The sequence below is a fragment of the Bacteroides sp. HPS0048 genome, from assembly GCF_964240755.1.
In the GTDB taxonomy this organism is placed as follows: Bacteria; Bacteroidota; Bacteroidia; order Bacteroidales; family Bacteroidaceae; genus Bacteroides; species Bacteroides nordii.
The window spans coordinates 32,961-58,241 of sequence record NZ_CAXSVC010000008.1 but is presented as its reverse complement, the minus strand read 5'-3'; the positions used below and the strand labels follow the sequence as shown (position 1 = coordinate 58,241).

General features: G+C 40.7%; 16 protein-coding genes and 1 tRNA gene. 5 read left to right on the top strand and 12 right to left on the bottom strand.

Annotation, left to right across the window (positions count from 1 at the left end; translation table 11 throughout):
• Positions 1 to 9 precede the first annotated feature (9 nt).
• Positions 10 to 2,892: a M43 family zinc metalloprotease gene (locus ACESQI_RS08670; RefSeq protein WP_373125790.1), complete on the top strand. Its 2,883-nt coding sequence runs from the start codon at positions 10 to 12 to the stop codon at positions 2,890 to 2,892.
• A gap of 79 nt (positions 2,893 to 2,971) precedes the next feature.
• On the opposite strand, the gene ACESQI_RS08665 is transcribed toward ACESQI_RS08670, so the two are convergent.
• The 3 genes from ACESQI_RS08665 to rpsO form a co-directional block, all read right to left on the bottom strand.
• Positions 2,972 to 4,621 carry an AMP-binding protein gene (locus ACESQI_RS08665; protein ID WP_002558244.1) on the bottom strand — a complete coding sequence of 550 codons (1,650 nt, stop codon included), beginning with the start codon at positions 4,619 to 4,621 and terminating at the stop codon, positions 2,972 to 2,974.
• A 104-nt stretch (positions 4,622 to 4,725) separates the two neighbouring features.
• Positions 4,726 to 5,301, bottom strand: a complete 576-nt coding sequence (locus tag ACESQI_RS08660) for a helix-turn-helix domain-containing protein (protein ID WP_002558243.1) — start codon at positions 5,299 to 5,301, stop codon at positions 4,726 to 4,728.
• Positions 5,302 to 5,736: 435 nt separating this feature from the next.
• On the bottom strand, positions 5,737 to 6,006 hold the full coding sequence (rpsO, locus tag ACESQI_RS08655; RefSeq protein ID WP_002558242.1) for a 30S ribosomal protein S15: 270 nt from the start codon (positions 6,004 to 6,006) through the stop codon (positions 5,737 to 5,739).
• Positions 6,007 to 6,162: 156 nt separating this feature from the next.
• Here rpsO and typA point away from each other — a divergent pair, with 156 nt between their 5' ends.
• Together typA and ACESQI_RS08645 are read left to right on the top strand one after the other, a co-directional pair.
• Positions 6,163 to 7,962: a translational GTPase TypA gene (gene typA, locus ACESQI_RS08650; RefSeq protein ID WP_002558241.1), complete on the top strand. Its 1,800-nt coding sequence runs from the start codon at positions 6,163 to 6,165 to the stop codon at positions 7,960 to 7,962.
• Between the two features lie 178 nt (positions 7,963 to 8,140).
• Positions 8,141 to 9,613 (top strand): chitobiase/beta-hexosaminidase C-terminal domain-containing protein, encoded by a 1,473-nt coding sequence (locus ACESQI_RS08645; protein ID WP_002558240.1) that lies wholly within the window; start codon positions 8,141 to 8,143, stop codon positions 9,611 to 9,613.
• Positions 9,614 to 9,709: 96 nt separating this feature from the next.
• On the opposite strand, the gene ACESQI_RS08640 is transcribed toward ACESQI_RS08645, so the two are convergent.
• From ACESQI_RS08640 to pckA, 3 genes are all read right to left on the bottom strand, one after another.
• Entirely contained in the window at positions 9,710 to 10,720 is a 1,011-nt protein-coding gene (locus ACESQI_RS08640) for a hypothetical protein (protein ID WP_007487558.1), read from the bottom strand.
• A 25-nt stretch (positions 10,721 to 10,745) separates the two neighbouring features.
• A complete protein-coding gene (locus ACESQI_RS08635; RefSeq protein ID WP_007487557.1) occupies positions 10,746 to 11,771 on the bottom strand; it encodes a hypothetical protein in 1,026 nt (341 codons plus the stop codon).
• Positions 11,772 to 11,979: 208 nt separating this feature from the next.
• Entirely contained in the window at positions 11,980 to 13,587 is a 1,608-nt protein-coding gene (gene pckA / locus ACESQI_RS08630) for a phosphoenolpyruvate carboxykinase (ATP) (RefSeq protein ID WP_007487555.1), read from the bottom strand.
• Positions 13,588 to 13,851: 264 nt separating this feature from the next.
• Between pckA and upp the strand changes: the two genes are divergently transcribed.
• A complete protein-coding gene (gene upp / locus ACESQI_RS08625) occupies positions 13,852 to 14,505 on the top strand; it encodes a uracil phosphoribosyltransferase (RefSeq protein WP_002558236.1) in 654 nt (217 codons plus the stop codon).
• Between the two features lie 271 nt (positions 14,506 to 14,776).
• Here upp and ACESQI_RS08620 read toward each other — a convergent pair whose 3' ends face one another.
• Positions 14,777 to 15,787, bottom strand: coding sequence for a 2-oxoacid:ferredoxin oxidoreductase subunit beta (locus tag ACESQI_RS08620; RefSeq protein WP_122202064.1), 1,011 nt, complete (start codon positions 15,785 to 15,787; stop codon positions 14,777 to 14,779).
• A gap of 3 nt (positions 15,788 to 15,790) precedes the next feature.
• Positions 15,791 to 17,641: a 2-oxoacid:acceptor oxidoreductase subunit alpha gene (locus ACESQI_RS08615; protein WP_044166816.1), complete on the bottom strand. Its 1,851-nt coding sequence runs from the start codon at positions 17,639 to 17,641 to the stop codon at positions 15,791 to 15,793.
• A gap of 503 nt (positions 17,642 to 18,144) precedes the next feature.
• Between ACESQI_RS08615 and ACESQI_RS08610 the strand changes: the two genes are divergently transcribed.
• A tRNA-Arg gene (locus tag ACESQI_RS08610) sits at positions 18,145 to 18,216 on the top strand.
• 232 nt (positions 18,217 to 18,448) lie between these two features.
• Here the strand turns inward: ACESQI_RS08610 and ACESQI_RS08605 are convergent.
• The 4 genes from ACESQI_RS08605 to ACESQI_RS08590 form a co-directional block, all read right to left on the bottom strand.
• On the bottom strand, positions 18,449 to 18,643 hold the full coding sequence (locus ACESQI_RS08605) for an FAD-dependent oxidoreductase (protein ID WP_223382440.1): 195 nt from the start codon (positions 18,641 to 18,643) through the stop codon (positions 18,449 to 18,451).
• Positions 18,644 to 18,761: 118 nt separating this feature from the next.
• Positions 18,762 to 21,785, bottom strand: a complete 3,024-nt coding sequence (gene secDF, locus ACESQI_RS08600) for a protein translocase subunit SecDF (RefSeq protein WP_007487551.1) — start codon at positions 21,783 to 21,785, stop codon at positions 18,762 to 18,764.
• A 267-nt stretch (positions 21,786 to 22,052) separates the two neighbouring features.
• The gene (locus ACESQI_RS08595) at positions 22,053 to 24,140 is read right to left on the bottom strand and encodes a M3 family metallopeptidase (RefSeq protein WP_373125786.1); all 2,088 of its coding nucleotides are present in this window, start codon (positions 24,138 to 24,140) and stop codon (positions 22,053 to 22,055) included.
• A 45-nt stretch (positions 24,141 to 24,185) separates the two neighbouring features.
• Entirely contained in the window at positions 24,186 to 25,280 is a 1,095-nt protein-coding gene (locus ACESQI_RS08590) for an endonuclease/exonuclease/phosphatase family protein (protein WP_025867051.1), read from the bottom strand.
• Between the last annotated feature and the right edge of the window lies 1 nt (position 25,281).

The window sequence follows — 25,281 nt, the reverse complement described above, 5'->3', positions numbered from 1 at the left end:
TTTTTTGCAATGAAAAACAGAACAAGTTATTGGACTACATTACTGTGTCTATTAGTAGCTTTGGGAGGTACTGCGCAAAACGTTCCGGGTTATGTACCGGGAGCACCTTTGCCATGTCGTGCCCATGAACAGATTCAGCGTTATTTTGAGGAAAACCCGACTGCTTTAAAGAGACACAATCAACTACCACAAACAAGGGTGTCAACAGAGCGCCCCGACTCTTATGTAATCCCGGTAGTGTTTCACATCTTTGGAGAGACTTTTAATGGGGCAAAGCTCAATGATGAGATAATAAAGGATGCTTTGAGAAAAACGAATGAAGATTTTCAGGGTATAACAGCAAATTCCGGTGATGATAATCCTGACTTTAACAAACTTCAGGCCAATATGAATATTACTTTCAAGTTGGCCGAAAAGGGACCCGACGGAGAAGCGACTACCGGTATTCTGTATCACCGTCTTGAAAGTGGGTTCGGGAACTATTATGCACCCCGAATGGCACTGTATGTCTGGGACAATCATAAATATATGAATGTGTATGTGATGAATGATCTTTATGGTGATGGAGTGACCAATAATTCGGGTGTATCCTGGTATCCGGATGTAGAAATGATGGAAGAAAATCTGGCCCGTGTAGTATACAATGGTGCTTATATCGGAACGAATACGGATGAAAATTTCCGTCGGGTATTAACCCATGAATTCGGGCATTTCCTGAACTTGGCTCATACTTTTGATGACAATGGTGGACGCTGGCCCGACGGCTGTAAAGCAAATAAGGCAGGACAACCTAATCCGGGTGACTGGGTAGATGACACGCCTAAAGCAGATGTGGCTCTGATGGGAGCAGCCGATCGGAATTGTGAGAATGAGTTGACGAACTGGACGAATTATATGAATTATTCCTATGTCCGTACGTCCATGTTCACAAAGGGGCAGGTAGACCGGATGCTCGATGCACTGGATCATCCGGCTCGTGTAGAGTTGTGGCAAAAAGAAACTGCCGATCAGGTCTTTTTTATAGAGGAAGCTACCAAACGCATCGCTCTGACCAGTCGTGGAGACATTCTGGAGGCACCTGCCAATGATGGAACTTTTGATGGTACATTTGAATTCACATTAATCAATGGAGTACTGGCTGATAAAGACTTTGTGTATGGTACTGATTTTGTCATTGATGGACTGCCGGAAGGACTGACTCCTAAGCTGCAGAAGAAAAGTAACACGGAACTTATTTTGTCTTTCCAGGGTAAGGCAGTAGTAAACGACCGGAACATAGAATTGGCTGTAATTTTCAAGAATGGAATGTTAGAGAGTGGTGAGTTATATGATTGTAAATTGCCGTTGATGTTAGAATGTCGTCCCGATTATGGTATTAAGTATGTAGATTGTGAGGATATCAATATTTCATCTGCCCATGGTTGGGAGGTTATTAAGTTGGATACAAAATATGAGAATTCTGTGTTTGGGTTGATGTGGAATACTAACCAGGGTAGTTATTACGGTAATCTGTATATCGAATCGTATGAGAAGAAGATGATGGGAGCCAGAACCAATCTGACTGTAGTCAACTATGGAGAAAAGATTGGTGATTCTTCTGATTGGACAACAGGTATTGGAGCTTATCCGAATTTGGGAACTTTAGTGTCTAAGGGGTATGCCGACTGGAAAGGAAAAATTGCATTTGTGGGTATTCAGTTTGAAGGAACTCTGGCTGGTGAGATATTATATGGCTGGCTGAGAATATCTGTAGCCGATGACGGTAATTCGTTTACCTTATTGGATTATGCCTTTAATGAAGCTCCGGGAAGTGCTATTATAGCCGGACAAAAGAGTGAGGATATGGGCAAATCGGAATTGATATTTGGTACTACTTCTGTGATGGAAAATGCAGAGTTGAATGACGGGACAATTACACAAACTATAAATATGGTTGTTATGGGAGATAATACATTCAACCGGACAGGTATCTTGACTGAGGGAACGGATTATACATTGACTGTACCCCAAGGTTTGGTTTCTCAATTGGAGGTTGTGTCAGAGAAGCAAGCTGTTTTATCTTTCAAAGGAAAGGCCGAAAGCCATGAAGCAAAGGATATGGATGTAACCGAATTAACATTGAAGCCAACCGTATTCAACCATTCGGATATTGAAAATTTATCAGCGCAATTGAGCTTTGATTTTCTGAATCCATATCAGGTTATAATTGGAGATCTCGGGATAGGTGCTGGAGAAGAATATGGAAACTGGACTTATTTTTATGCTCCCGAAGATTTGGATAACGGCTATGGTGCCTGGGAATTTGGTGTAAAACATTTGAAACTGGAAACCTACCTTAAACCAATGGTTTGTCTGGAAAATACAAGGAATATTGCACCTTTGACCGAAGGAACGGAGATTGGGGTTAAATCCAACTGGGTTACTCCCGGAGATTATCCCAATCAGCTGGATATTGCTACCAGCCAGTTTACCAGCTGGTATGGCCGTACTGCTTATGCTGGTTTTGCCTTTGAGTATTTAGGTAATACGTTGTATGGCTGGTTTGAAATAACAGTAAGTGCTGATGGAGGCTATTACGTAGTCAATCGGTTTGCTTACAATGAAAAGCCGGGTGAACCTATTTTTGCCGGTAAGACTGGTCCAAACGCTATTCATAATCCGGGCCTTCAGGCTGTCTCTTTGTCTCCCAATCCTGTAAGTGATCTGTTACATATAACAGCTCCGGAGCATACTCATATCTCTGTTTATGGTATCAACGGAACAAAAGTGTGGAGTGGCGTAATGACTACCGGACAAACAGATGTCTCAGTGTCGTATTGGGAAAAAGGTTTCTACTTTGTTCATTTGTCTAAGGACGGAGTGAATGTGGTACAAAAGATTATGGTAAAATAGAAAAGAAAAATAAAGAAAAGGCCAGCCGAGAATTAATCAGCTGGTTTTTTCTTTATTTTGAAGTATCTTGTTACAAGAACTATATTATCTCGATTCCCTGTTCTTTACAGAGTTGCAGTCCCAGGTCTTTTAATTTGAACTTCTGTATCTTTCCGCTACCTGTCATTGGAAATTCGTCGATAAAGAAGATGTATTTGGGGATTTTATAACGGGATATTTTATTTTTGCAGAAGTCTCTTACATCTGATTCGTGCATCTTTACTCCTTCGCGGAGAATGATAAAGGCTCCTACAGCTTCTCCGTATTTCTTAGAGGGAATTCCTGCCACCTGTACATCTTTTATACCGTCTAACTTATAGAGGAATTCTTCTATTTCGCGTGGATAGATGTTCTCTCCTCCACGGATAATCATGTCTTTAATACGCCCGGTGATGCGGTAGTTACCGTCTTCATCTTTAATACCAAGGTCGCCGGAGTGCAGGAAGTTATTTTTATCAATAACTTCGGCCGTAGCCTGAGGATTTTTATAATATCCTTTCATTGTGTTATAACCCCGGTTGCACATTTCACCTTGTACTCCTACCGGACATTCTTCTCCTGTTTCCGGATCAATTACTTTTACTTCGGTGAATTCAAAATCATGTCCCACTGTATTACAACGAACGTCAAACGAGTCATCAATTCGTGTAGCCGTCATACCGGGGGCTGCTTCTGTAAGTCCGTATACACTGGTTACCTTCATGTACATTTTCTCTTCCACCTGTTTCATTAGTTCTACCGGACAGAGAGAACCTGCCATAATTCCGGTACGGAGGCTGGACATATCGAACATGTCGAACATCGGGTGATTCAGTTCGGCAATGAACATAGTAGGAACTCCGTAAAGCGCCGTACAGCGTTCTTTATGAACAGATGCCAATACTACCAGTGGATCGAAACGTTCTACCATTACTTGTGTACAGCCATGGGTGAGGCAGTTCATTGTGGCCAGCACCACACCGAAACAGTGGAATAACGGCACACAGCAACATAATTTGTCATCTGCTGTGAATTTCATATGCTCACCGGTAAGGTAACCATTGTTGGCAATATTATAATGGGTAAGCATTACTCCTTTAGGAAATCCGGTGGTTCCTGATGTATACTGCATGTTTACTACATCATGGCAGTCTACCTGGCTTTTCAACTGATTCAGCTTTTCGTCCTCCACATTATTTCCCAGCAACAGAATTTCGGCAGTGTTATACATGCCCCTGTGTTTTTCCTGGCCTACATAAATCACATTTTTCATGTAGGGGAAACGTTCGCTTTTCAGATGTCCCCGTTCACAGGTTTTTAATTCAGGAAGCATGGTATAAGTCATCTGTACGAAGTCGCTGTCTTTCTCTCCATTGACGATACACAGCGTGTGCATATCGGAGTTCTGACAGAGATATTCCAATTCAGATTGCTTGTAATTGGTATTTACGGTTACGTAGACGGCACCTATCTTGGCACAAGCGTATAACAACGTAAGCCAGTCGGGTACATTGGCAGCCCAGATTCCTACGTGTGTGCCTCTTTCTACTCCGATGGCGATAAGACCTTTGGCCATATCGTCTACGCGACGGTCAAGTTGTTTCCATGTGAAACGCAGATTACGGTCGGAGTATACGATGTATTCTTTGTCGGGAGTTTCCTCAGCCCAATGCTCAAGCCATTGGCCGAGAGTTCGGTTGTATAATTGCATGATAAATGGTGATAAGTGTTGAGTGATAAGCGATTAGTGATTAGTGAGAAGAGATAAGTACGATGGATATGCAATACTTGTCACTTCTCACTAATCGCTAATCACTAAATAGGTGTATAGATTACGGCCAAAATTTTTGCTGCCTTTCCTTCATAAGCATGTACGTGGTGCGGGACAATGGAGTCATAGTAAATGCTGTCACCTTCTTCCAGCAAATAACTGGCTTTACCATAACTGATTTCCATGATACCTTCCATAACCATGATAAATTCTTCGCCTTCGTGAGAAGAGAGTACAAAGTCATTATCAGCAGTAGGAGCTACATCAATGATGAACGGTTCCATGTGGCGGTCGGCTTTGGACTTAGATAAAGAGTGATACTCCATATGCTTGCGCGAATGAATGGCATTGTTGGAGAAGCTGATGGAATCTTTGGCTTCTTCCTTACGGCATACCACAGGACCTGTTTCGTCCTGATCGTCAAGGAATGTCCCCAAGCGTACCCCCAATACACGTGCTATCTTGATCAGTGGTGCAAGTGACGGAAGGTCGATATTCCCTTCGATGCGTTCTACTTGTTCTACTGCCAGGCCGGAGCGCTGTGCTAATTCTTCTATCGTAATTGATTTATTTTCGCGGAGGGCTTTAATTTTTTCTCCGACAATCTTACTTGTATCCATATTGATAGTATTTATTGTCTATAAGGTTATAATTTAGAACTATTAAGTTGCAAAAATAGCAAATTCTTTATAGCATCGCAATTATAAGTGTAGAAAATGTCAATTTACTGCCTCCTCTTGCGGAGATAAACTTCAATCAATCGTTTGGTTACTGGCATATGCTTTCTGACTCGGTGAAGAGTATTGCACGACATGTACATGTCGTACAGTCCCAGATGTGCATGTCGTACAGTCCCAGATGCACATGTCATACTGCATGAGATGTACATGTCGTACAATGTTCTGTTACGACTTCTTTAAAGGCTGTCTACGGTATAGCGTACGAAGGGTTTAATGAAAGTTCGGGTAAGACAATAACTGAGGGAGGACTAAAAAAAGAAGTCGCTTCTTCTTTTCAGAGAAACGACTTCTTTTAATTTGTTTGTAACAAGCGGATTACTTACGCAATCCAAGAGTTTTGATGATAGCACGATATCTTTCGATATCTTTTGCTTTCAAATAGTCGAGTAAGCGACGACGCTTACCTACCAACATTGTCAAAGCTCTTTCAGTACTATAATCTTTTCTGTTGAGCTTCATATGCTCAGTCAGATGGGAGATACGGTATGAAAACAAAGCTATCTGAGCCTCAGCTGAGCCAGTATCAGAGTTAGACTTTCCGTATTTTCCGAAGATTTCTTGCTTTTTAGCAGCATCTAAATACATAATTCTTAGTTTTTTGTAATATATAAACTTTACTTTTGAGCGTGCAAAGATAGCCATTATCTTTATATCCCACAACGTTTTGCAGGAAAAAAAATCTCTATAGGTCTTTTTTCTAATCCAATTTTCGTACCTTTGCCGGCAAATATTAGGTATTATATGCAAAACATTAGGAACATTGCAATTATTGCCCATGTTGACCATGGGAAAACGACGTTAGTCGATAAGATGCTTTTGGCCGGAAATTTGTTCCGCGACAATCAGACAAACGGTGAACTAATTCTGGATAACAATGACCTGGAACGTGAACGAGGTATAACGATTCTCTCTAAAAACGTTTCTATCACTTATAACGGAACTAAGATTAACATTATTGATACTCCGGGGCACAGTGACTTCGGCGGCGAAGTAGAACGTGTGCTCAATATGGCCGACGGATGTATTCTGTTGGTAGATGCTTTTGAAGGCCCGATGCCTCAAACTCGTTTCGTATTGCAAAAAGCATTGGAGATCGGTTTGAAGCCTATTGTGGTTATTAATAAAGTAGACAAACCCAACTGTCGTCCGGATGAGGTACATGAAATGGTATTTGACCTGATGTTCAGCCTTGATGCTACAGAGGAGCAGCTTGATTTTCCAACTATCTATGGTTCGGCAAAGAATGGATGGATGAGTACCGATTGGCAGAAGCCTACAGATACTATTTTTCCGTTGTTGGATTGTATTATTGAGAATATCCCGGCTCCTACGCAATTGGACGGTACACCTCAGATGTTGATTACTTCATTGGACTATTCTTCTTATACAGGCCGTATCGCCGTAGGACGTGTACATCGTGGCGTGTTGAAGGAGGGTATGAATGTGTCATTGGCAAAAAGAGATGGCAGCTTTGTAAAATCAAAGATTAAAGAGGTGCATGTATTTGAAGGACTGGGTCGTGTGAAAACGACAGAAGTAGAGTCCGGAGATATTTGTGCTTTGGTAGGTATTGATGGTTTTGAGATCGGTGATACGATCTGTGATTATGAAAATCCGGAAGCATTGCCGCCAATCGCTATTGACGAACCTACTATGAGTATGTTGTTTACTATCAACGATTCTCCTTTTTATGGTAAAGACGGTAAGTTTGTAACTTCACGTCATATACATGATCGGTTGACGAAGGAACTCGATAAAAATCTTGCCCTTCGCATTCGTAAGAGTGAAGAGGATGGTAAGTGGGTTGTTTCCGGTCGTGGTGTTCTTCACTTGTCTGTACTTATCGAAACGATGCGCCGTGAAGGATACGAGTTACAGGTAGGACAGCCGCAGGTTATCTATAAAGAGATAGATGGTGTAAAGTGCGAGCCGATAGAAGAGTTGACCGTAAATGTCCCCGAAGAATATTCAAGTAAGATTATCGACATGGTAACCCGCCGTAAGGGTGAGATGACGATGATGGAAAGCAACGGTGAACGTGTAAATCTTGAATTTGATATGCCGTCACGTGGTATCATCGGTCTTCGTACCAATGTGTTGACTGCTTCTGCCGGTGAAGCTATTATGGCTCATCGCTTCAAAGAATATCAACCGTTCAAGGGTGAGATTGAACGTCGTACCAATGGTTCTATTATAGCCATGGAGGCCGGAACGGCATTTGCTTATGCAATTGACAAGTTACAAGATCGCGGAAAGTTCTTTATTTTCCCACAGGAGGAGGTGTATGCCGGACAGGTGGTAGGTGAACATTCTCACGAAAAAGATCTGGTGGTAAATGTAACTAAATCGAAAAAGCTGACCAATACCCGTGCTTCCGGTACGGATGATAAAGCGAGGCTGATTCCTCCTGTGCAATTCTCACTTGAGGAAGCTCTGGAGTATATCAAGGAAGATGAATATGTTGAAGTTACTCCGAAAGCAATGCGTATGCGTAAAGTTATTTTAGATGAAAATGAACGTAAACGTGCGAATAAAAATTAACGCTTTTGTAATATAGTAAGGAAAAGCCCGGCTGGAGTCATCTTGCCGGGCTTTATTTTGCTTGTAATTGCTCTTGGTATTACAATGCGGTAACATTGTGAAATTTTAAATATTGAGCGCTTGCTTAATTTTAAATATTGTATAACTTTGTGGAATAATAACTTAAAAACATTATGATATGAAAAAACTATTACTTTCGTTATTTATGGTGGTTGCAGCTGTGGTTACAAGTTTTGCAACAGAGACTGTATTTGATTTAACCAAACCGGAATTATTTGGTTATGCAGTACCTGCATCAGGACAAGGTACTAATCTTGCAGATGGTAATTTGACTGCAGGGAATATTGTAATTGCTTCAAAAAAAGTGGCTAATAATGATACTCGCTTTTGGGGAGTTGCTACGGGAGTTGAAGGAATTCGCGGATATGCAACATCTACTTTGACTTTTTCTACTACAAATGGTGAAGTAATTACTGGAATTAGATTTGAAGGTAAGGATATTACTGCTAAATTTCTGACATTTGACAGCGGAGTTTATACGAGCCCTACATGGGAGGGGGTTGCTAGTGAGGTAGTATTGACTTTTGCTGCTACTGGTAAGATTAGTTCTATTACAGTTACAACAGCTTCTGCAACAGGAGTTCAAATACCTAGATTCTCACTTGCTGAAGGTACTTATTATACACCGCAAGAGGTAGCTTTGTCTTGTGGTACGGCTGATGCTGTTATTTATTATACGACTGATAATACTGATCCTACTGCTTCTTCTACCGTTTATGTTGATCCTATTAAAGTTGAAACTACTACAACAATTAAGGCAATAGCGATTAAGGGTGGTGACAAGAGCGATATTGTTTCGGCTGTTTATACAATTTCGGAACCCATTGCTGTTGCTAACATAGGTGAGTTTGTTGGACAATCTAAGGATGCTGTTATTAAGTTTACAAATCCGGTGAATGTTATTTATCAGAATGGTTTGTATTTGTTCGTTCAGGATGCTACTGGAGCAATGCAGGTTTATGGTAATGTTGGCCAAACATATAAGAGTGGTGATGTGATTCCGGCAGGATTTATGGGTACAGTTGGTGAGTATGGCGGTCTTAAACAATTAACTCCTATGGCTGATACTTTTGTAGCAGGTACTTCTGGTGTAGCTATAACGCCGGATGTTGTTGCAACTGATGGAGTGGTTGAAGCTTTGGTTAACAAGTTGATAAAAGTAGCTAATGTTACTATTACTCTTGATGAAGGTAAAACAAAGAACTATACCATTACTGATGCCAAAGGTACTGCAGCAGTTTATGATCGTTTTACAGGTGTTGTAATACCAAAAGATGAAAAGAAATATGATGTTACTGCTATTGTAAACATATATAATGGAACTGTCCAGCTTTTCCCGACGGAAATTATTGAATCCCAAAACGTAGGTATTGCTGGTACAGAAAGTGATAACGCTATTGCAACCGTTTTTGCTGGTGATAAAGCTATCAAGATTGATGCAGCCGAAAGTGCTCAGGTTCTTGTTGTTAATACTGTCGGTCAGGTGGTGGCAAGCAAAACAATTGCTGCTGGTGCTAATACAGTTGAGGTACCTGCTGGTCTTTATCTTGTTAAAGTAAATAATGCTGTAACTAAGGTGATTATTAAGTAACTTTGATTATTAAGATATGAAAAAAGGAAAGCGTATGTACGACAATGAGTCGGTATACGCTTTCCTTTTATTTTTATCAGTTAATATCTTGTGTCATTAATTTCCTCCTTGCCAGGGAAGGTCAGTTGTCGGATCATTTTCCAGTTCACCTTCATCAGCTATTTTTATACTTAGATCGGCGTCTGTACCAAAGTTGTCAATGTCGCTGATAGCGATAACCGATTTATAATTACGTTTAAAAGAACGGTTATATTCCATTATTTTCCCCTGACTGACTCCATCCTTAAAAAGTTCCACTCTGAACATTACATTTTCTGAAATAATATTACCACTTGTGATTTTTCCGGTTAAAGTTCTGAAAGATATGTAGGTATAATCTGTCTCATTCTTTTCCGGTGTCAGGACCCATTTAGGAGAATCATCCAGTTGAACTTCCAGTTTGTAGTTCTTACGCAAGCCGTTTGCTACGAATTTTACAGCAAAGTAACGTCGGTATAGTTCTAATTCATTATTTGCAGTATGTGTTTCCAGGGAATCAATAAGTCCATGATATCGTAAAATAGACGGGCGAGAGATATCTTCTTGTGCTTTAGTTCCTATTTTACTGTTATCTGCATCAAAGAGGAATAGCTGTGTACCGTCAGGTTGATCTGCTATAAGAAACTTGTTTTCTACTGTACCATATACTTTCCCGTTGCGGTCAAGAGTGAAAGGGCGGGCTAATTTTCCATCTACTTCGAGGGAGTCTGTTGCATTTCTTACCATTGTGCAAGCTACACGATATTTGTAACCGTCTAACAGATTTAATTTCAGGTTACTAATGTTGTCAAATATCCCATATGCATAAGGTTTACTTTGGAGACGTCCACTTGTGTCTCTGATCCATTGAGAAACAGTAATACCATAAATGTCTTTTTTCTCATTTGTAGCACGTGAAAGCGGAGTTTCTGTGGTGCTACATTCACCTCCAATATTAAAAGTTACCTCTGAATAGGTTTCCGGTTCAGGAACTTTACTAATTTGTGACAGATCTTTTTCTTCGATGCAAGAACTTAATATTGCCACTGCTAAAGCGCTGATGGTAGCAAGTTTTTTAGAATAATTCATGATGATATATGTTTATTTTATTGTTTTAGATAATTTCCTGGTGTTCAGAATCAGTGGGGGTACCAGCTATTTCTCCTTCGCCCATAGTAAAATGACTTTCTCCTGTGGCCTGATCTATATTGATGAATTTGATAATATTTCGTTTGTTTCGTTTTAGCGTGATAAGAGGAGCATCTTGATAGATGGAGTGCCATTCTTTGTCTTTGGTTGAGTAATATCTCACTAAAATAGAACTTTGATCACTTGCATTGATTCCTCCGTTCCATCTGTCGGCTGTTTTGCTAAGTGCCAATAATCGTTCTTCCGTTTTTATCGTTCCATCTCCACCGGTTCCGAGAATGGTAAAGGGAGATGTTCCTGAAAGAGTTATTTCAATAATATCTCCTTGCGGAATATCTTTCGATTCGAATGTCAGTGTACAGTATGCCCGTAGCAATTCGATGTTCACATTGACATGTGAAGTTGTTGATTGGCTCAGATCGACAATGTTGCTTCCGTAATAACGATGGTTAGAAGGGTAAGAGCATATTTTGCCTTCTGTAACTTCTGTGTTGCCTGAATAAGTTCCCTGATAAAACTGATTATTTTTATCGAATGGAGCCAGAGAGACAATTAATCTATTAGTGACCGGAGCATAAATACTGCCATCTTGCGTCAGAGCAAAAGGACGTCCATATTTTATAACCCCATTGTCGATAATGTGATGAGGAAGTTCATTTTCTCCTAAATAGGTACAGTCAAAACGGTATTTATACCCATCGATGAGGCTGATACTTACTTGGCTTACATCATCGAACAGACCAGAAACGTATGGTTCGTAATTTTTTAATCCCTTACCTTGCCAAAATACATTAATAGTATACAACCCTTTCGGTTGTTCACTGCTACGGCTCATTGGTAATTCGCTTTGTTCAATAGAAGGTGCGATACAGAGAGATACTTGGGTGGTGCTCACCGGATCTGTAGGGTAGTCAGAAGCTTCATCACTGTTGCATGCTACAACGAAGAATGAAATTAGAAAAAAGGCAAAGGCAATGAATGGTGATTTCATTTTACTTTGGAGTTTAATATTGCAAAAGTGAGAGCCAAATTCTTGCTAAAAAAACATGAATAAGAGTCTGATTATTTGTTGTTAAGTTTGTCTTGCACAAAAGTAAGTGTTTTAACTGTAAGAAACAAAAAAAGCGACCCCCTTTTGGGAATCGCTTTTATTATTATAATCAGTATTTGAACTTTCGTTCGAAATGATTTGCTTTATCTTACAATTTCGGACCAGCAGCAACCAATGCTTTACCAGCTTCGTTACCTTCAAACTTAGCGAAGTTTTTGATGAAACGAGCAGACAGGTCTTTTGCTTTTTCTTCCCATTTGCAAGCACATTCGTAAGTGTCGCGTGGGTCAAGAATTTTAGGATCAACTCCCGGAAGTTCTGTAGGAACAACAAAATCGAAGAAAGGAATAACCTTAGTAGGAGCTTTGTCGATAGAACCGTCAAGGATAGCATCGATGATACCACGAGTATCTTTGATAGAAATACGTTTGCCAGAACCATTCCAACCTGTGTTAACCAAGTAAGCCTTAGCACCAGATTTTTCCATCTTCTTCACCAGTTCTTCAGCATATTTTGTTGGGTGCAATGACAAGAAAGCAGCACCGAAACAAGCAGAGAATGTAGGAGTCGGTTCAGTGATACCACGTTCTGTACCTGCCAATTTAGCTGTAAATCCAGACAAGAAGTAATATTTAGTTTGCTCAGCGTTCAGGATAGATACCGGAGGCAATACACCGAATGCGTCAGCTGACAAGAAGATAACTTGTTTTGCAGCCGGACCTTTAGATACCGGTTTAACAATGTTTTCGATGTGATAGATCGGGTAAGAAACACGAGTGTTTTCTGTAACTGACTTATCTGCGAAATCAATTTTACCGTTAGCATCAACAGTAACGTTTTCAAGAAGAGCATCACGTTTGATGGCATTGTAGATGTCCGGTTCGCTGTCTTTATCCAAGTTGATAACCTTAGCGTAGCAACCACCTTCGAAGTTGAATACACCTTCGTCGTCCCATCCGTGTTCGTCGTCACCAATCAACAGACGTTTCGGGTCAGTAGACAAAGTTGTTTTACCTGTACCAGACAGACCGAAGAAGATAGCTGTGCTTTTGCCTTCTTTGTCTGTGTTAGCAGAGCAGTGCATAGAAGCCATACCGTTCAATGGGAGCAAGTAGTTCATGTAAGAGAACATACCTTTCTTCATTTCACCACCGTACCAAGTGTTCAGGATAACCTGAATCTTTTCTGTAAGATTGAATACAACTGCAGTTTCTGAGTTCAGACCCAATTCTTTGTAGTTTTCAACTTTAGCTTTAGAAGCGTTCATGATAACGAAATCAGGTTCACCGAAGTTAGCCAGTTCTTCAGCTGTCGGACGGATGAACATGTTTGTTACGAAATGAGCCTGCCAAGCAACTTCCATGATGAAACGCAGTTTCAAACGAGAGTTAGGGTTGGCACCGCAGAATGCATCAACAACAAACAATCTTTTGTTAGAAAGTTCTTTTGTTGCCAATTCTTTAACGGCTTTCCAGCATTTTTCATCTACTGGTTTGTTATCGTTTTTGTATTCGTCAGAAGTCCACCATACTGTGTTTTCGCTGGTAGCATCTTTAACGAAGAATTTATCTTTAGGAGAACGACCTGTGTATACACCTGTCATTACGTTTACAGCACCCAGTTCTGTTTCCTGGCCTTTTTCAAAACCTTCCAAACCTGGTTTGGTTTCTTCAGCGAACAATACATCGTAAGACGGGTTGTGTAAAATCTCTGTTACACCTGTAATACCGTACTTGCTTAAATCTAAATTTGCCATTTTCTTTTGAATTAATTTAAATTGGTATTTTGTTTTATTATCTCATTCTGGCATTTGAGGGAAAGAATGTTTTTAAACATCTCCTTGTAAATCGGCTACAAAAGTAGTATTTTCTTTGGAAAGAAATAGCGTATTAGAGAAATTTTTCCCTAATCGAATCTCTTTTATATATTACTAACAATATCTGCTAACTGAATGTTGCAATTTGAAAGATTATCATTTACTTTGCATCGTATAAATTCTGAATAAATAAAGGCTAATAAAATGAAGATAATTGATTTTAGTGAAACAAATTCTATTCTGAATCAGTATGTATCAGAAATAAGGAATATAGAAGTTCAAAATGATCGTCTGCGTTTTCGTCGTAACATTGAGCGGATAGGTGAGATTATGGCTTATGAAATGAGTAAGACGTTCGCTTATTCTGTAAAGGAGATTCAGACTCCTTTGGGAATCTCACCGGTCAGTACGCCGGATAGTCAGTTAGTCATTAGTACTATTCTTCGTGCCGGGTTGCCATTTCACCAGGGCTTTCTGAGTTATTTTGACAATGCGGAAAATGCTTTCGTTTCGGCATATCGCAAGTATAAGGATACATTGAAATTTGATATACATATTGAGTATATTGCTTCACCGCGTATTGATGGAAAAACTTTGATAATTACTGATCCGATGCTTGCAACGGGAAGCAGTATGGAGCTTAGTTATCAGGCTATGCTTACTAAAGGGCATCCGGCAGAAATTCATGTGGCTTCTATTATTGCCAGCAGGCAGGCGGTGGAACATATTGCTTCGATATTTCCGGAAGATAAAACGACTATTTGGTGTGCAGCTATTGATCCGGAGATTAACGAGCATTCGTATATTGTTCCCGGATTAGGTGATGCCGGTGATCTGGCTTACGGTGAAAAAGAATAGGAAAGCTGTGAATCATTATTCTTCTCAATATATATGAAACAACTTTCTCAATGCATATGAAACAGTATTCTCAACGTATTGAGAATTTTTTCTCAAAGCTTTGAGAGTCTTTTCTCAAAGGATTGAAACAGATAGATTTTTTGAAGCCAATAAGAAGTATATAAAGCAGGGGAGCTTTGTATAGAACGCTGAAGGGGTGATAAGAAAAAAGAGGTCGCACTGTAACCGTCTTAGGTGGTAAGTGCAACCTCTTTCTGTTTGTATATAGTAATTATTTTACTTCCCAGGTGTCGTTGGTCATAAGTAGTTCGTTGAAATTATGATATTTCTTCTTACCTTTTACTTCCTCAATCTGCTCTGTTACAGCATCATTGTAAGTAGGAGCTTCCACATCGCGAATTACACCTAAAGCAATCGGGAACTCGGGACCTTCCATCAGTGCAAGTTTCAGTTGCAGTGTGTTGTCTGCGCAGTGGGCATCGTGTATCAGAATATCTTTCTCTGTGATACCATTTTCTCCCAGTTTTACTACTTTCAATCCGAAACCTTGCTGCATTAACCCAAACTCTTTGTTTTCACCAAAGATCATCGGTTTGCCATGCTCCAGATAGATTGCGTTTTTAGCGCGTCCTTCTTTGGTAGCAACGCTCTCATGGGTACCGTCGTTGAAGATAACGCAGTTTTGCAGTACTTCTACGACAGAGGCGCCTTTATGGTTGGCTGCTGCTTTCAGTACCTCTACAGAAGCGGCACCATCAACGGCTATACAACGGGCAAAGAAACGCCCACGTGCTCCAAAACAAAGCTCTGCAGGGTGGAAAGGATCTTCTACTGTTCCGTAAGGAGATGATTTACTGACAAATCCACGTTCCGAAGTCGGAGAATATTGCCCCTTCGTCAGTCCATAAATACGGTTGTTCAGCAGAATCATATTCAAGTCTATATTACGACGAACGGCGTGGATAAAATGATTACCACCGATAGCCAATCCGTCACCATCACCGGATATTTGCCAGATAGTCAAGTCGGGATTAGCCACTTTTGCGCCTGTAGCTACGGCAGCAGCACGTCCGTGGATGGTGTGGAAGCCGTAGGTATTTACGTAATAAGGCAGACGGGAGGAGCAACCGATACCGGAGATTACTGCGATATTGTGCGGAGCAACTCCCAAGTCGGCCATTGCTTTATGCAGAGAGTTCAGGAAAGCATGGTCACCACATCCCGGGCACCAACGGGGCTGACCTGATTTATAATCTTTTGCTGTATATACTGTTTCGCTCATCTCTTATTCCTCCAATAATTTAGTGAATGCATCTACAAGTTCTCTCGTTACGAAAGGCTGTCCCTTCACCTGGTTGAATTGGCTGACATTCAGCCCGGGTACTTTCATTCGCAGGTATCCGGCAAATTGCCCTAGGTTTTGTTCGGCTACTATAATCTTTTTGTATTTCTTCAATACGTCGGCTGTGTTCTTGGGTAACGGATTGATATACTGAAAATGAGCAAGGGCAACTTTCTTACCGTTCTTACGCATATGTTCTACAGCCGAATAGAGGTGTCCGTATGTTCCACCCCATCCCACTACCAATAAGTCAGCATCTGCGTCACCTTGTACTTCGAGTTCAGGAATGCTATCGGCAATCTTGTCTACTTTGGCTTGGCGTAACAACGTCATCTTCTGGTGATTCTCAGGTTCGGTAGAGATCACTCCTGTTTCGTTACTTTTCTCCAGTCCGCCGATACGGTGCATAAATCCTTCTGTTCCCGGAACAGCCCAGTAACGTGTACCGGTTTTCTCGTTGCGTTGGAACGGAGTCCATGTTTCTGCCATGTCCGGAGTGACGTATGGAGGATTAATAGCTGGGTATTCTTCCAGATTGGGTAACTTCCAAGCAGCAGAACCATTGGCGATGAAAGCATCAGTCAGCAATACTACCGGAGTCATGTGTTCCAGGGCTATCTTGGCTGCCATATAAGCTGCATCGAAGCAGTTGGTAGGTGAAGTAGCAGCAATAACAGGCATCGGGCTTTCGCCATTGCGACCGTAAAGTGCCTGTAACAGGTCGGTTTGTTCCGATTTAGTAGGAAGACCTGTTGAAGGACCGCCGCGTTGTACATTGACTATTACCAGCGGAAGTTCGGCAATGACAGCGAGGTTCATCGCTTCGCTTTTTAAGCATATACCCGGTCCGGAAGTAGTAGTAACAGCGAGGTCGCCTGCAAAAGCAGCTCCTACGGCTGAAGCACATCCGGCAATTTCGTCTTCGCACTGTACTGTTTTTACACCCAGTGATTTATGTTTTGAAAGTTCGTGTAGAATGTCTGTAGCCGGAGTAATAGGATAAGAACCCAGGTAGAGCTCCAGTCCTGCTTTCTCAGCAGCGGCAATCAGGCCATATGAAGTGGCTTTGTTACCATTAATATCGGTATAGAGTCCTTTTGCTTTCGGACTTTTACTTTCTATTTTATAAGTAGAGGTAGAAGCATGGGTATTGGCGCCGTAATTATAACCGTCGTTCAATACTTTTATATTTGCTGTGGCAATCTCGGGCTTTTTAGCAAACTTCTGGCGAAGCATGTTTTCTGCAGCTTCGAGGTTACGGTTGAAGAGCCAGCAAACCAATCCTAATGCAAACATATTTTTGCAACGGAGTATAGCCTTGTTGTCCAGTCCGGAATCTTTCAGACTCTCTTTACACATAGATGAAATAGGTACTTCAAGTACTTCTTGCTTAACACCTAATTCCTCAAATGGGTTATCTGTTGTGAATTTTGCTTTTTCCAGATCTTTTGCTCCAAAAGAATCGGAATCGGTGATGATCAATCCTTGCGGTTTACAGAACTTAATCTGTGTTTTCAGTGCTGCGGGGTTCATTGCAACCAACACGTTGCAGCGGTCGCCCGGAGTAAATATCTTACTTGCTCCAATATGTACCTGGAAGCCGGATACACCCGTTAATGACCCTTGCGGGGCACGGATATCTGCCGGATAGTCAGGGAATGTACAGATGTCATTTCCTACTGTTGCCGACACGTTCGAGAAGATGTTGCCGGCCAATTGCATACCGTCGCCGGAATCGCCGGAGAAGCGCACTACCACTTGCTCCAATTCTTTAACCATCATTTCGTCTGCCATAATTTTACTTACTATATTTAATTTTAGGATCGACTTTCTTCGTTTTGCATAAATATAACCCCTTTTTAAGTGGTTTGTGTATATTCATTTATTGTGCAGAAGGTTTCGCAAAGGTCGTAAAGTTAAACGACTTAGCAAAATCTTTTTCTGTTTATCTGTAGCCTCCTGTCAAAAGAATTATGTTATAGGTCTATTTTGGTATTTGGAGTAAGCAAAATGCGCTGTTTTATGTCTTGTTTGTATTTTAAATGGTTGCATATTGTTATTGCTATTTTATGCTAAAAATGACGAAATGTTGCAGTTTTTATGCAAAATGTAATCTATCTGTTAGTTTTTAGGGTGTATTATCTTGCAATGATGAGAATATTCTTGTTCTTTACTGACTCTATTTTATAGTATATTTTATGACTGGCTTATTATTGTTCGGGCACTCTATAAATCTGTATGTTCTGTCTTGTTAAATCAAGAGAATACGTTATCTTTGCAACCGAAATCTAAAAGGAGGTCCTGTAGTTCAACGGATAGAATAGAAGTTTCCTAAACTTTAGATAGGGGTTCGATTCCCCTCGGGACTACTTTCAGAATATGTAATCTATTGTGTGCAGATAGATAGGTTACAGCTTTTCTTTTAAAATATTCCTTCATTGCACCTCTGATTGTTTCCCAGCCCTTGTCTGGCAACTCCTTTTTTATAAATGTCTTTAGATCATCCAGATACATTCTATATATACAAGGGGATTTACTTGATACTTCTTACATAGTGAGGTATCTGTACCACTACTTCTCCTATTATATCTGTGGTACGTATCATCCGTATCGTTCCAAAGCTACATGGGTAACGCTAATGTTGTGTCCTGCCATAAATAAGTTGCAGACGTTTTGGGAATACAAGCGACGATATGGAAACTGATACAGATGAATCAGCATATGCTTAGTTACAGCTTTAAACTTATTACCGGGAAAATATTCGCTGTTTTGTGGATCCTTCCGGTGTAAATCGATACCCCGAGTTGGTAAAGGAAGTATCTTTGTGTGTTATATTCCTATTTATCTATGATAGGGACAAAAAAAGAGAAAGCTTATCTGAAGCTTTCTCTTTTTTTATATAATCAGGCTGTTGTTATTCTACAGCAACAGTAGCAGCCTCTGCTGTTTCTTTCTTTTTGCTCATCATTGCATATGCAATAGGCGAAGCAACAAACAGAGAAGACAGTGTACCGATAATAACACCCAGGATCATTGCGAATGCGAAGCTACGGATAGAGTCACCACCTAGGATGAAGATACACAGCAACACGATCAATGTACTCAATGAAGTATTGATTGTACGGGCCAATGTTGTATTTAGTGATTCGTTGAACAGCTGACGTTTGTTACGCTTCGGATATAAACCGAAGAACTCACGCACACGGTCAAAGATTACCACCTTATCATTGATAGAGTAACCGATAGCTGTCAGGATAGCACCAATAAATGTCTGGTCAATTTCCAGTGAGAACGGTACCAATCCCCATAATAGAGAGTAGGCACCAATAATCATTATTGTATCACAAGTCAGTGCCACTACAGAACCTACACTATAAGCAATATTGCGGAAACGAAGCAGGATATACAGACCGATAGCAATCAGAGCCAGAACTACAGACCAGATAGCAGATGTCTTGATATCGTCTGCAATACTCGGACCTACCTTTTGTGAACTGACAATACTACCACCTGTATGGTTGTCACGGTCAATGAAAGTGGCTAATGAAATGTTTTGAGTTAACAATGGTTTCAGTGTTTCGTACAGATATGCCTCGATCTCAGAATCTACATTATTACCTTCTTCTTCGATGCGGTAGTTAGTGCTGATACGAACGGTTTTCTTGTCAGTACCGATAGAGATTACACTTACGTTGGCATCACCGAATTTACTTGCAATCAATTCACGTACCTGTTCCGGTTCTACTTGTTGTTCAAACTGTACTTTGAAGTTACGTCCACCGGTGAAGTCGATACTCTGACTTAAACCACGGGTTACGAATGAAGCAATACATACCAGAATGATAACACCTGTGATTATGAAGTAACGTTTATTGTTCTTCATGAAGTCGAAATGAGTATTTACCAGCAGATTTTTAGAGATTGCAGAGGTAAATGTCAGATTCAACAACTTGTCTTTATTCATGAAGTGTTCGTAAACGATACGAGTCATGAATACTGCTGTAAAGAATGAGCAGAGGATACCGATTATCAAGGTAGTGGCAAAACCACGGATAGGACCTGTACCAAAGTTAAACAGGATAATACCGGTGATGATTGAAGTTAAGTTGGAGTCGAAAATTGCAGAGAATGCATTTGAGTAACCATCGGCCAATGCTTTCTTTACACCTTTACCACTGCGCAACTCTTCTTTCGTACGTTCATAGATAAGTACGTTTGCATCTACTGCCATACCGAGTGAAAGCACCATACCGGCAATACCCGACATTGTCAGTGCTGCCTGGAAGGATGAAAGAATACCCAGCGTGAAGAAGAAATTGAGGAACAATGCACCATTAGCAATCATACCCGGGATAAATCCGTACATAGCACACATGTAAATCATTAGCAGGATAAGTGCCACAACGAATGAGAATACACCTGCGTTGATAGATTCCTGACCTAATGACGGACCTACGATATCTTCTTGTACAATGTGTGCAGGAGCAGGCATCTTACCTGACTTCAAAACGTTTGCTAAGTCTTTTGATTGTTCCGGAGTAAAGTTACCTGTGATGATTGAGTTACCACCTGTGATTTCTGTACTTACGTTTGGAGCAGAGTATACATAATTATCGAGTACGATAGCAATGGAACGTCCAATATTTTGTTTGGTCAATTGTGCCCAACGGCGTGCACCGTCAGAGTTCATAGACATGCTTACAGACGGTTTACCGTGTTGATCGTAATCGTCTTTTGCATCTGTTACTACATCACCCTCAAGTGGAGCTTTACCATTACGTTCAGTAGATTTGATAGCATACAATTCGAAAATTTGTCCTTTCGGAGCAAAGTCAGCTGCGGCAACACCCCATTTTAAGCGCAAGTCTTTGGGAAGTTCAGCCATTACTTCTTTCATGGAGAGATATCTGTTTATCTCAGCAGTGTCTTTGTGATTGGCGTAACCAATGATAGGCCCCTGACCGCTTGTATTCAACTGCAAAATAGCCAACAATGGATGCTCTTTCTTGATTTGTTCCATGTTGTTGGAAGCTTCTTGCTTGTCACCTTTCAGTGTGGCCTTAATACTATCGGTAGCGCTAATGACTTTTGCAGGTGCAACTTCTGCTACTACTTCTTCTGTAACAGTTGTAGTAGTATCGGTTACTGCAGAAGAGCTTGCCAGGACACTACGTATTCTGCCGTCTACAGATTCCATAACGGGCAACACTTCTTTGGCTGTGTATGTTTCCCAAAATTCCAGGTTGGCAGAACCTTGAAGAAGCTTTCTCACACGTTCCGGTTCTTTGATACCCGGAAGTTCTACCATGATACGTCCCATCTTGTCTTCGAGGCTTTGGATATTGGGTTGAACCACACCAAAACGGTCGATACGGGTACGGAGTACATTATAAGAGTTCTCTACGGCAGCTTTTACCTCAGAACGTAATACTTTCTCTACTTCAGCATCAGATGATTTCTGGTTAACTTTGTCTTTCAACTGTTGTGTCGCGAAAAGTTCAGAAAGTTTAGCGTTCGGTGCTATTCTGTGATATTCCTTAACGAATAGGGTGATCACATCGTCCTGGCTGTTGACAGCTTGTTTGGCAGCGGTTGCCAATGCCTGATTGAAGTTTTCATCAGGTTTGTTATCAGCCAGTGCTTTAATAACATCAGGTACAGATACTTCAAGGATGACGTTCATACCACCTTTGAGGTCCAGACCTAAACTAATTTCCATTTCACGACATTGTTTCAGCGTGTAATTCCACTTCCATATTTTCCAGACTGGCTCATTAGCGAGAGAGTCCAGGTATTCTTGTTCTACTTTAGCATTGCCATTCGCTACTTCTTTTGCCTTATTAGTATAGTGGCGGGTAACGAAGGAAAAAGAGAGGTAGAACACGCATACCAGCGTGAGAAGTACCGCAAAAACTTTTACAAATCCTTTGTTTTGCATTTTACTTTTAATTTATTATGATTACTTTTTAATTTAATTCTGTCGCATATAAGGCTGCAAATATAGTTTTTTTTTCACATTCAGTGGTAATTAGGGGTCAAATATTTGAGGTTTAGGGCACATTTTGCTCCTAATGTAGAGATTTATATCCGGGAAAATAAAATATCCCCGGAGGATTCTGAATTACCTCAGGGGATATTAAAGTTTACTTGAAGTTAAAAAAGCTCAGCATTCTGCTTCTTATTTTTAACCTTAGATTATTTTTCATTACTTCATGCCTCTGTTTTTCAACATCGGTTCCAGCTGTGGCTCTGCTCCGCGGAAATTTTTGTAGAGCACCATCGGATCTTCACTGTTTCCTTTCTCAAGTACGTTGTGACGGAACAGATTGGCTGTTGTTTTATCAAAGATACCATTCTCTTTGAAAGCTTCAAAGGCGTCATTATCCAATACGTTGGCCCAGAGGTAACTGTAGTAACCGGCAGCATATCCACCAATGATGTGGTTGAAATACGTTGTACGATAACGTGGTGCTATTTCAGGAATAAGCCCGAGCTTATCCATTGCTTCTTTTTCATAAGAAATTACATCTAAATTCTTTACGTTTGTCAGGTTGTGAAGATTCATGTCCAGGATAGCAGCTGCGAGTAATTCTGTTGTCATAAATCCCTGGTTGAAAGTCTTCTGTTTCAGAATTTTGTCGATAATTGAATCAGGAATGACTTCACCCGTCTGGTAATGTTTGGCATACATCTTCAGCACTTCCGGTTCGGTAGCCCAATGTTCATTGATTTGCGAAGGAAGTTCTACAAAATCGCGTACAACGTTGGTACCTGAGATACCTTGGTAGTTGCATTTGGTCAATAGGCCATGAAGTCCGTGTCCGAATTCATGAAAGAGTGTTTCCACTTCGTCCATGGTAAGCAATGATGGAGTATTGCCTACAGGTTTAGTGAAGCTGGCAACATTACAAACCAGTGGACGGATGTCTCCTTTTTGTTCGCGATAATTACTCATCCATGCACCACCGCTCTTTCCGGGACGGGGATAATAGTCAACATAGAAGATGCCTAATTGAGAGCCATCTGCATCTTTCACCTCAAATACTTCCACATCGGGATGGTATACAGGAATATTTGATAATTTGGTCAAAGTGATACCATACAGTTTATTAGCTACTGCGAAAGCACCTTCACGTACATTCTCCAGTTTGAAATAAGGTTTGGTTTCTTCTTCATCTAAATTGTATTTCTCTTTGCGGAGTTTTTCGGTATAATACCACCAGTCCCAAGGTGCTAACTTTTCACCTTTACCTTCTTTATCCATGAGCTTTTGCAATTCAGCAGCTTCTGCTTTGGCCTTAGGGAGCGAATAACTCCATAAGTTATTGAGGAAGTCCATAACAGTGGCTGAATTTTTAGCCATTGTATTATCCAGAACAAAGTTTGAATAACAGTCAAAACCGAGTAAATTGGCTTTTTCAAGACGGAGACTAACTATTTTGGTAATTATCTCTTTGTTGTCGTTTTTATCATTGTTATTGCCACGGTTAATATAGGCCTGGTATATTTTCTCACGAAGTGGGCGGTTCTCCGAATATTGGAGAAAAGGCAGACGGCTGGCATTATGTAATGTAAACAACCATTTTCCTTCTTGTCCGGCAGCTTTTGCCTCTTCGGCTGCACTTTGGCGGAACCATTCGGGTAAGCCGGCAAGATCTTCTTCCTTATCTACGAATAATTGGAAAGTATTATTCTCATTCAGGATATTATTGCTGAATGTGATGCCAAGAGTGGAAAGTTCCTTATTAACTTCGCGTAAGCGTGCTTGTTTTTCAGCAGAAAGATTGGCTCCTGAACGTACAAAGCTTTTATAGGTTTTGTCCAGCAGGCGTTCTTGCTCCGTAGTGAGATGCAAGTCGTTCTTTTGTTGATATACGTTATTTACTTTGGTGAATAGCTCTTGGTTGAGGGAAATGTTATCACTGTGTTCAGAGAGTACCGGAGCCATTCTTATAGATAATTCGGTCAGTTCATCTGTTGTTTCTGCATCGGTCATATTGAAGAAGATGGCACTGACACGATCCAGAATAGGCGAACTGTTATCCAGCGCTACAATTGTGTTTTCAAATGTAGGTGCTTCCGGATTTTCGATAATGGTTTTGATATTCTGATTTTGCTCTTCTATTCCTTTTAGGAAAGCGGGTTCGTAATATTCCAGTTTGATTTTATCGAAAGCCGGAACACCATACTCGGTTTGAAACTCGGTAAAGAACGGATTATTATCCGTTTTTGTAGCACAGGAGTACATCATACAACTTGCAGCTAAAATAATTACTGTTTTCTTTATTTCCATAGGTATTGTTATTGGGTATTGTCATTCGTTTTATTGGTCATTGATTTATCGTTTGGTGATATAACACCAGATGGGATAGTGGTCAGAATCTTTGATAGAGCGATCCACTGTGCAGTTATAGGCTTTTAGGTTCTTGCTTATAAGAATATTGTCTATCCTGAAATAGAATTTATTCTGATTGTAAGAGATACCCAATCCTTGTCCGGATTCGGTGAAGGCATCGTCTAGATTTTCTGCAATAACCCGGTGCGTGTAGGAGATGGCGGTGTCATTAAAGTCGCCACATACAATGATATACGGATGGCGGGATTTGGCAATTTCGGCTGCAATGACGTCCGCCTGTTTAGAACGGATGGCAGATGCTTCTGCCAGTTTTCCAACCAGATGGCGGGTACCGCTTTTCACTTTATGGGCATTGGGGTCTTTCAGCATTTCTTCATATACAACTTTGTCTTCCTTGGTCAGTTTGTTCGATTCCAGATGGTTGTTTATGAGAGTAATTGTATCTTCGTTGACTTTCAATTCATAAATTGCAGAACCGTTATAACTGCTTTCATATTGCAACTCTCGTGCAGAGAGGATAGGATATTTTGAATATATGGCTATCCGGTTATTACTGATTTCTTTACCTACGCGTTGAATATGCCGGTAAGGATAGGCTTTCATACCTTTTTCCACCTCTTTTGCATTCAGGTGTATCTTGGCTGTTGAAGAAACATTGTGCTCTTGCAGGCAAACGATATCGGCATTACTGGCACGGATATATTCGAGTACAGGGTTTTTGCCATTCTCTTTCTCCATGTTTCCGAAAGACATGATATTGTAGGAAAGAATTTTAATGCTTCCTTCGGGAATATCTGATGTATGGATATTAATAGGGAAATACGTCCGGATTTGAGGATAGCAGAAGGCAAAGCCGAGAATGGGCAAAAGCGCAAACTTGTAACGCACCAGCAGCCAAAAGATGAGAAAACAGAGGTTGATGATCAGAAAAATGGGAAAAGTGAGTCCCATACATGATTCTACCGGATGTACCACAGGGTGAATATGCGGACTATAAGCTGTCAATAAAAGAATCCCGACAAAGAATGCGTTGACAGCTAAAATCAGATAAGTGAAAACTTTTCCGACGTGTTTCATG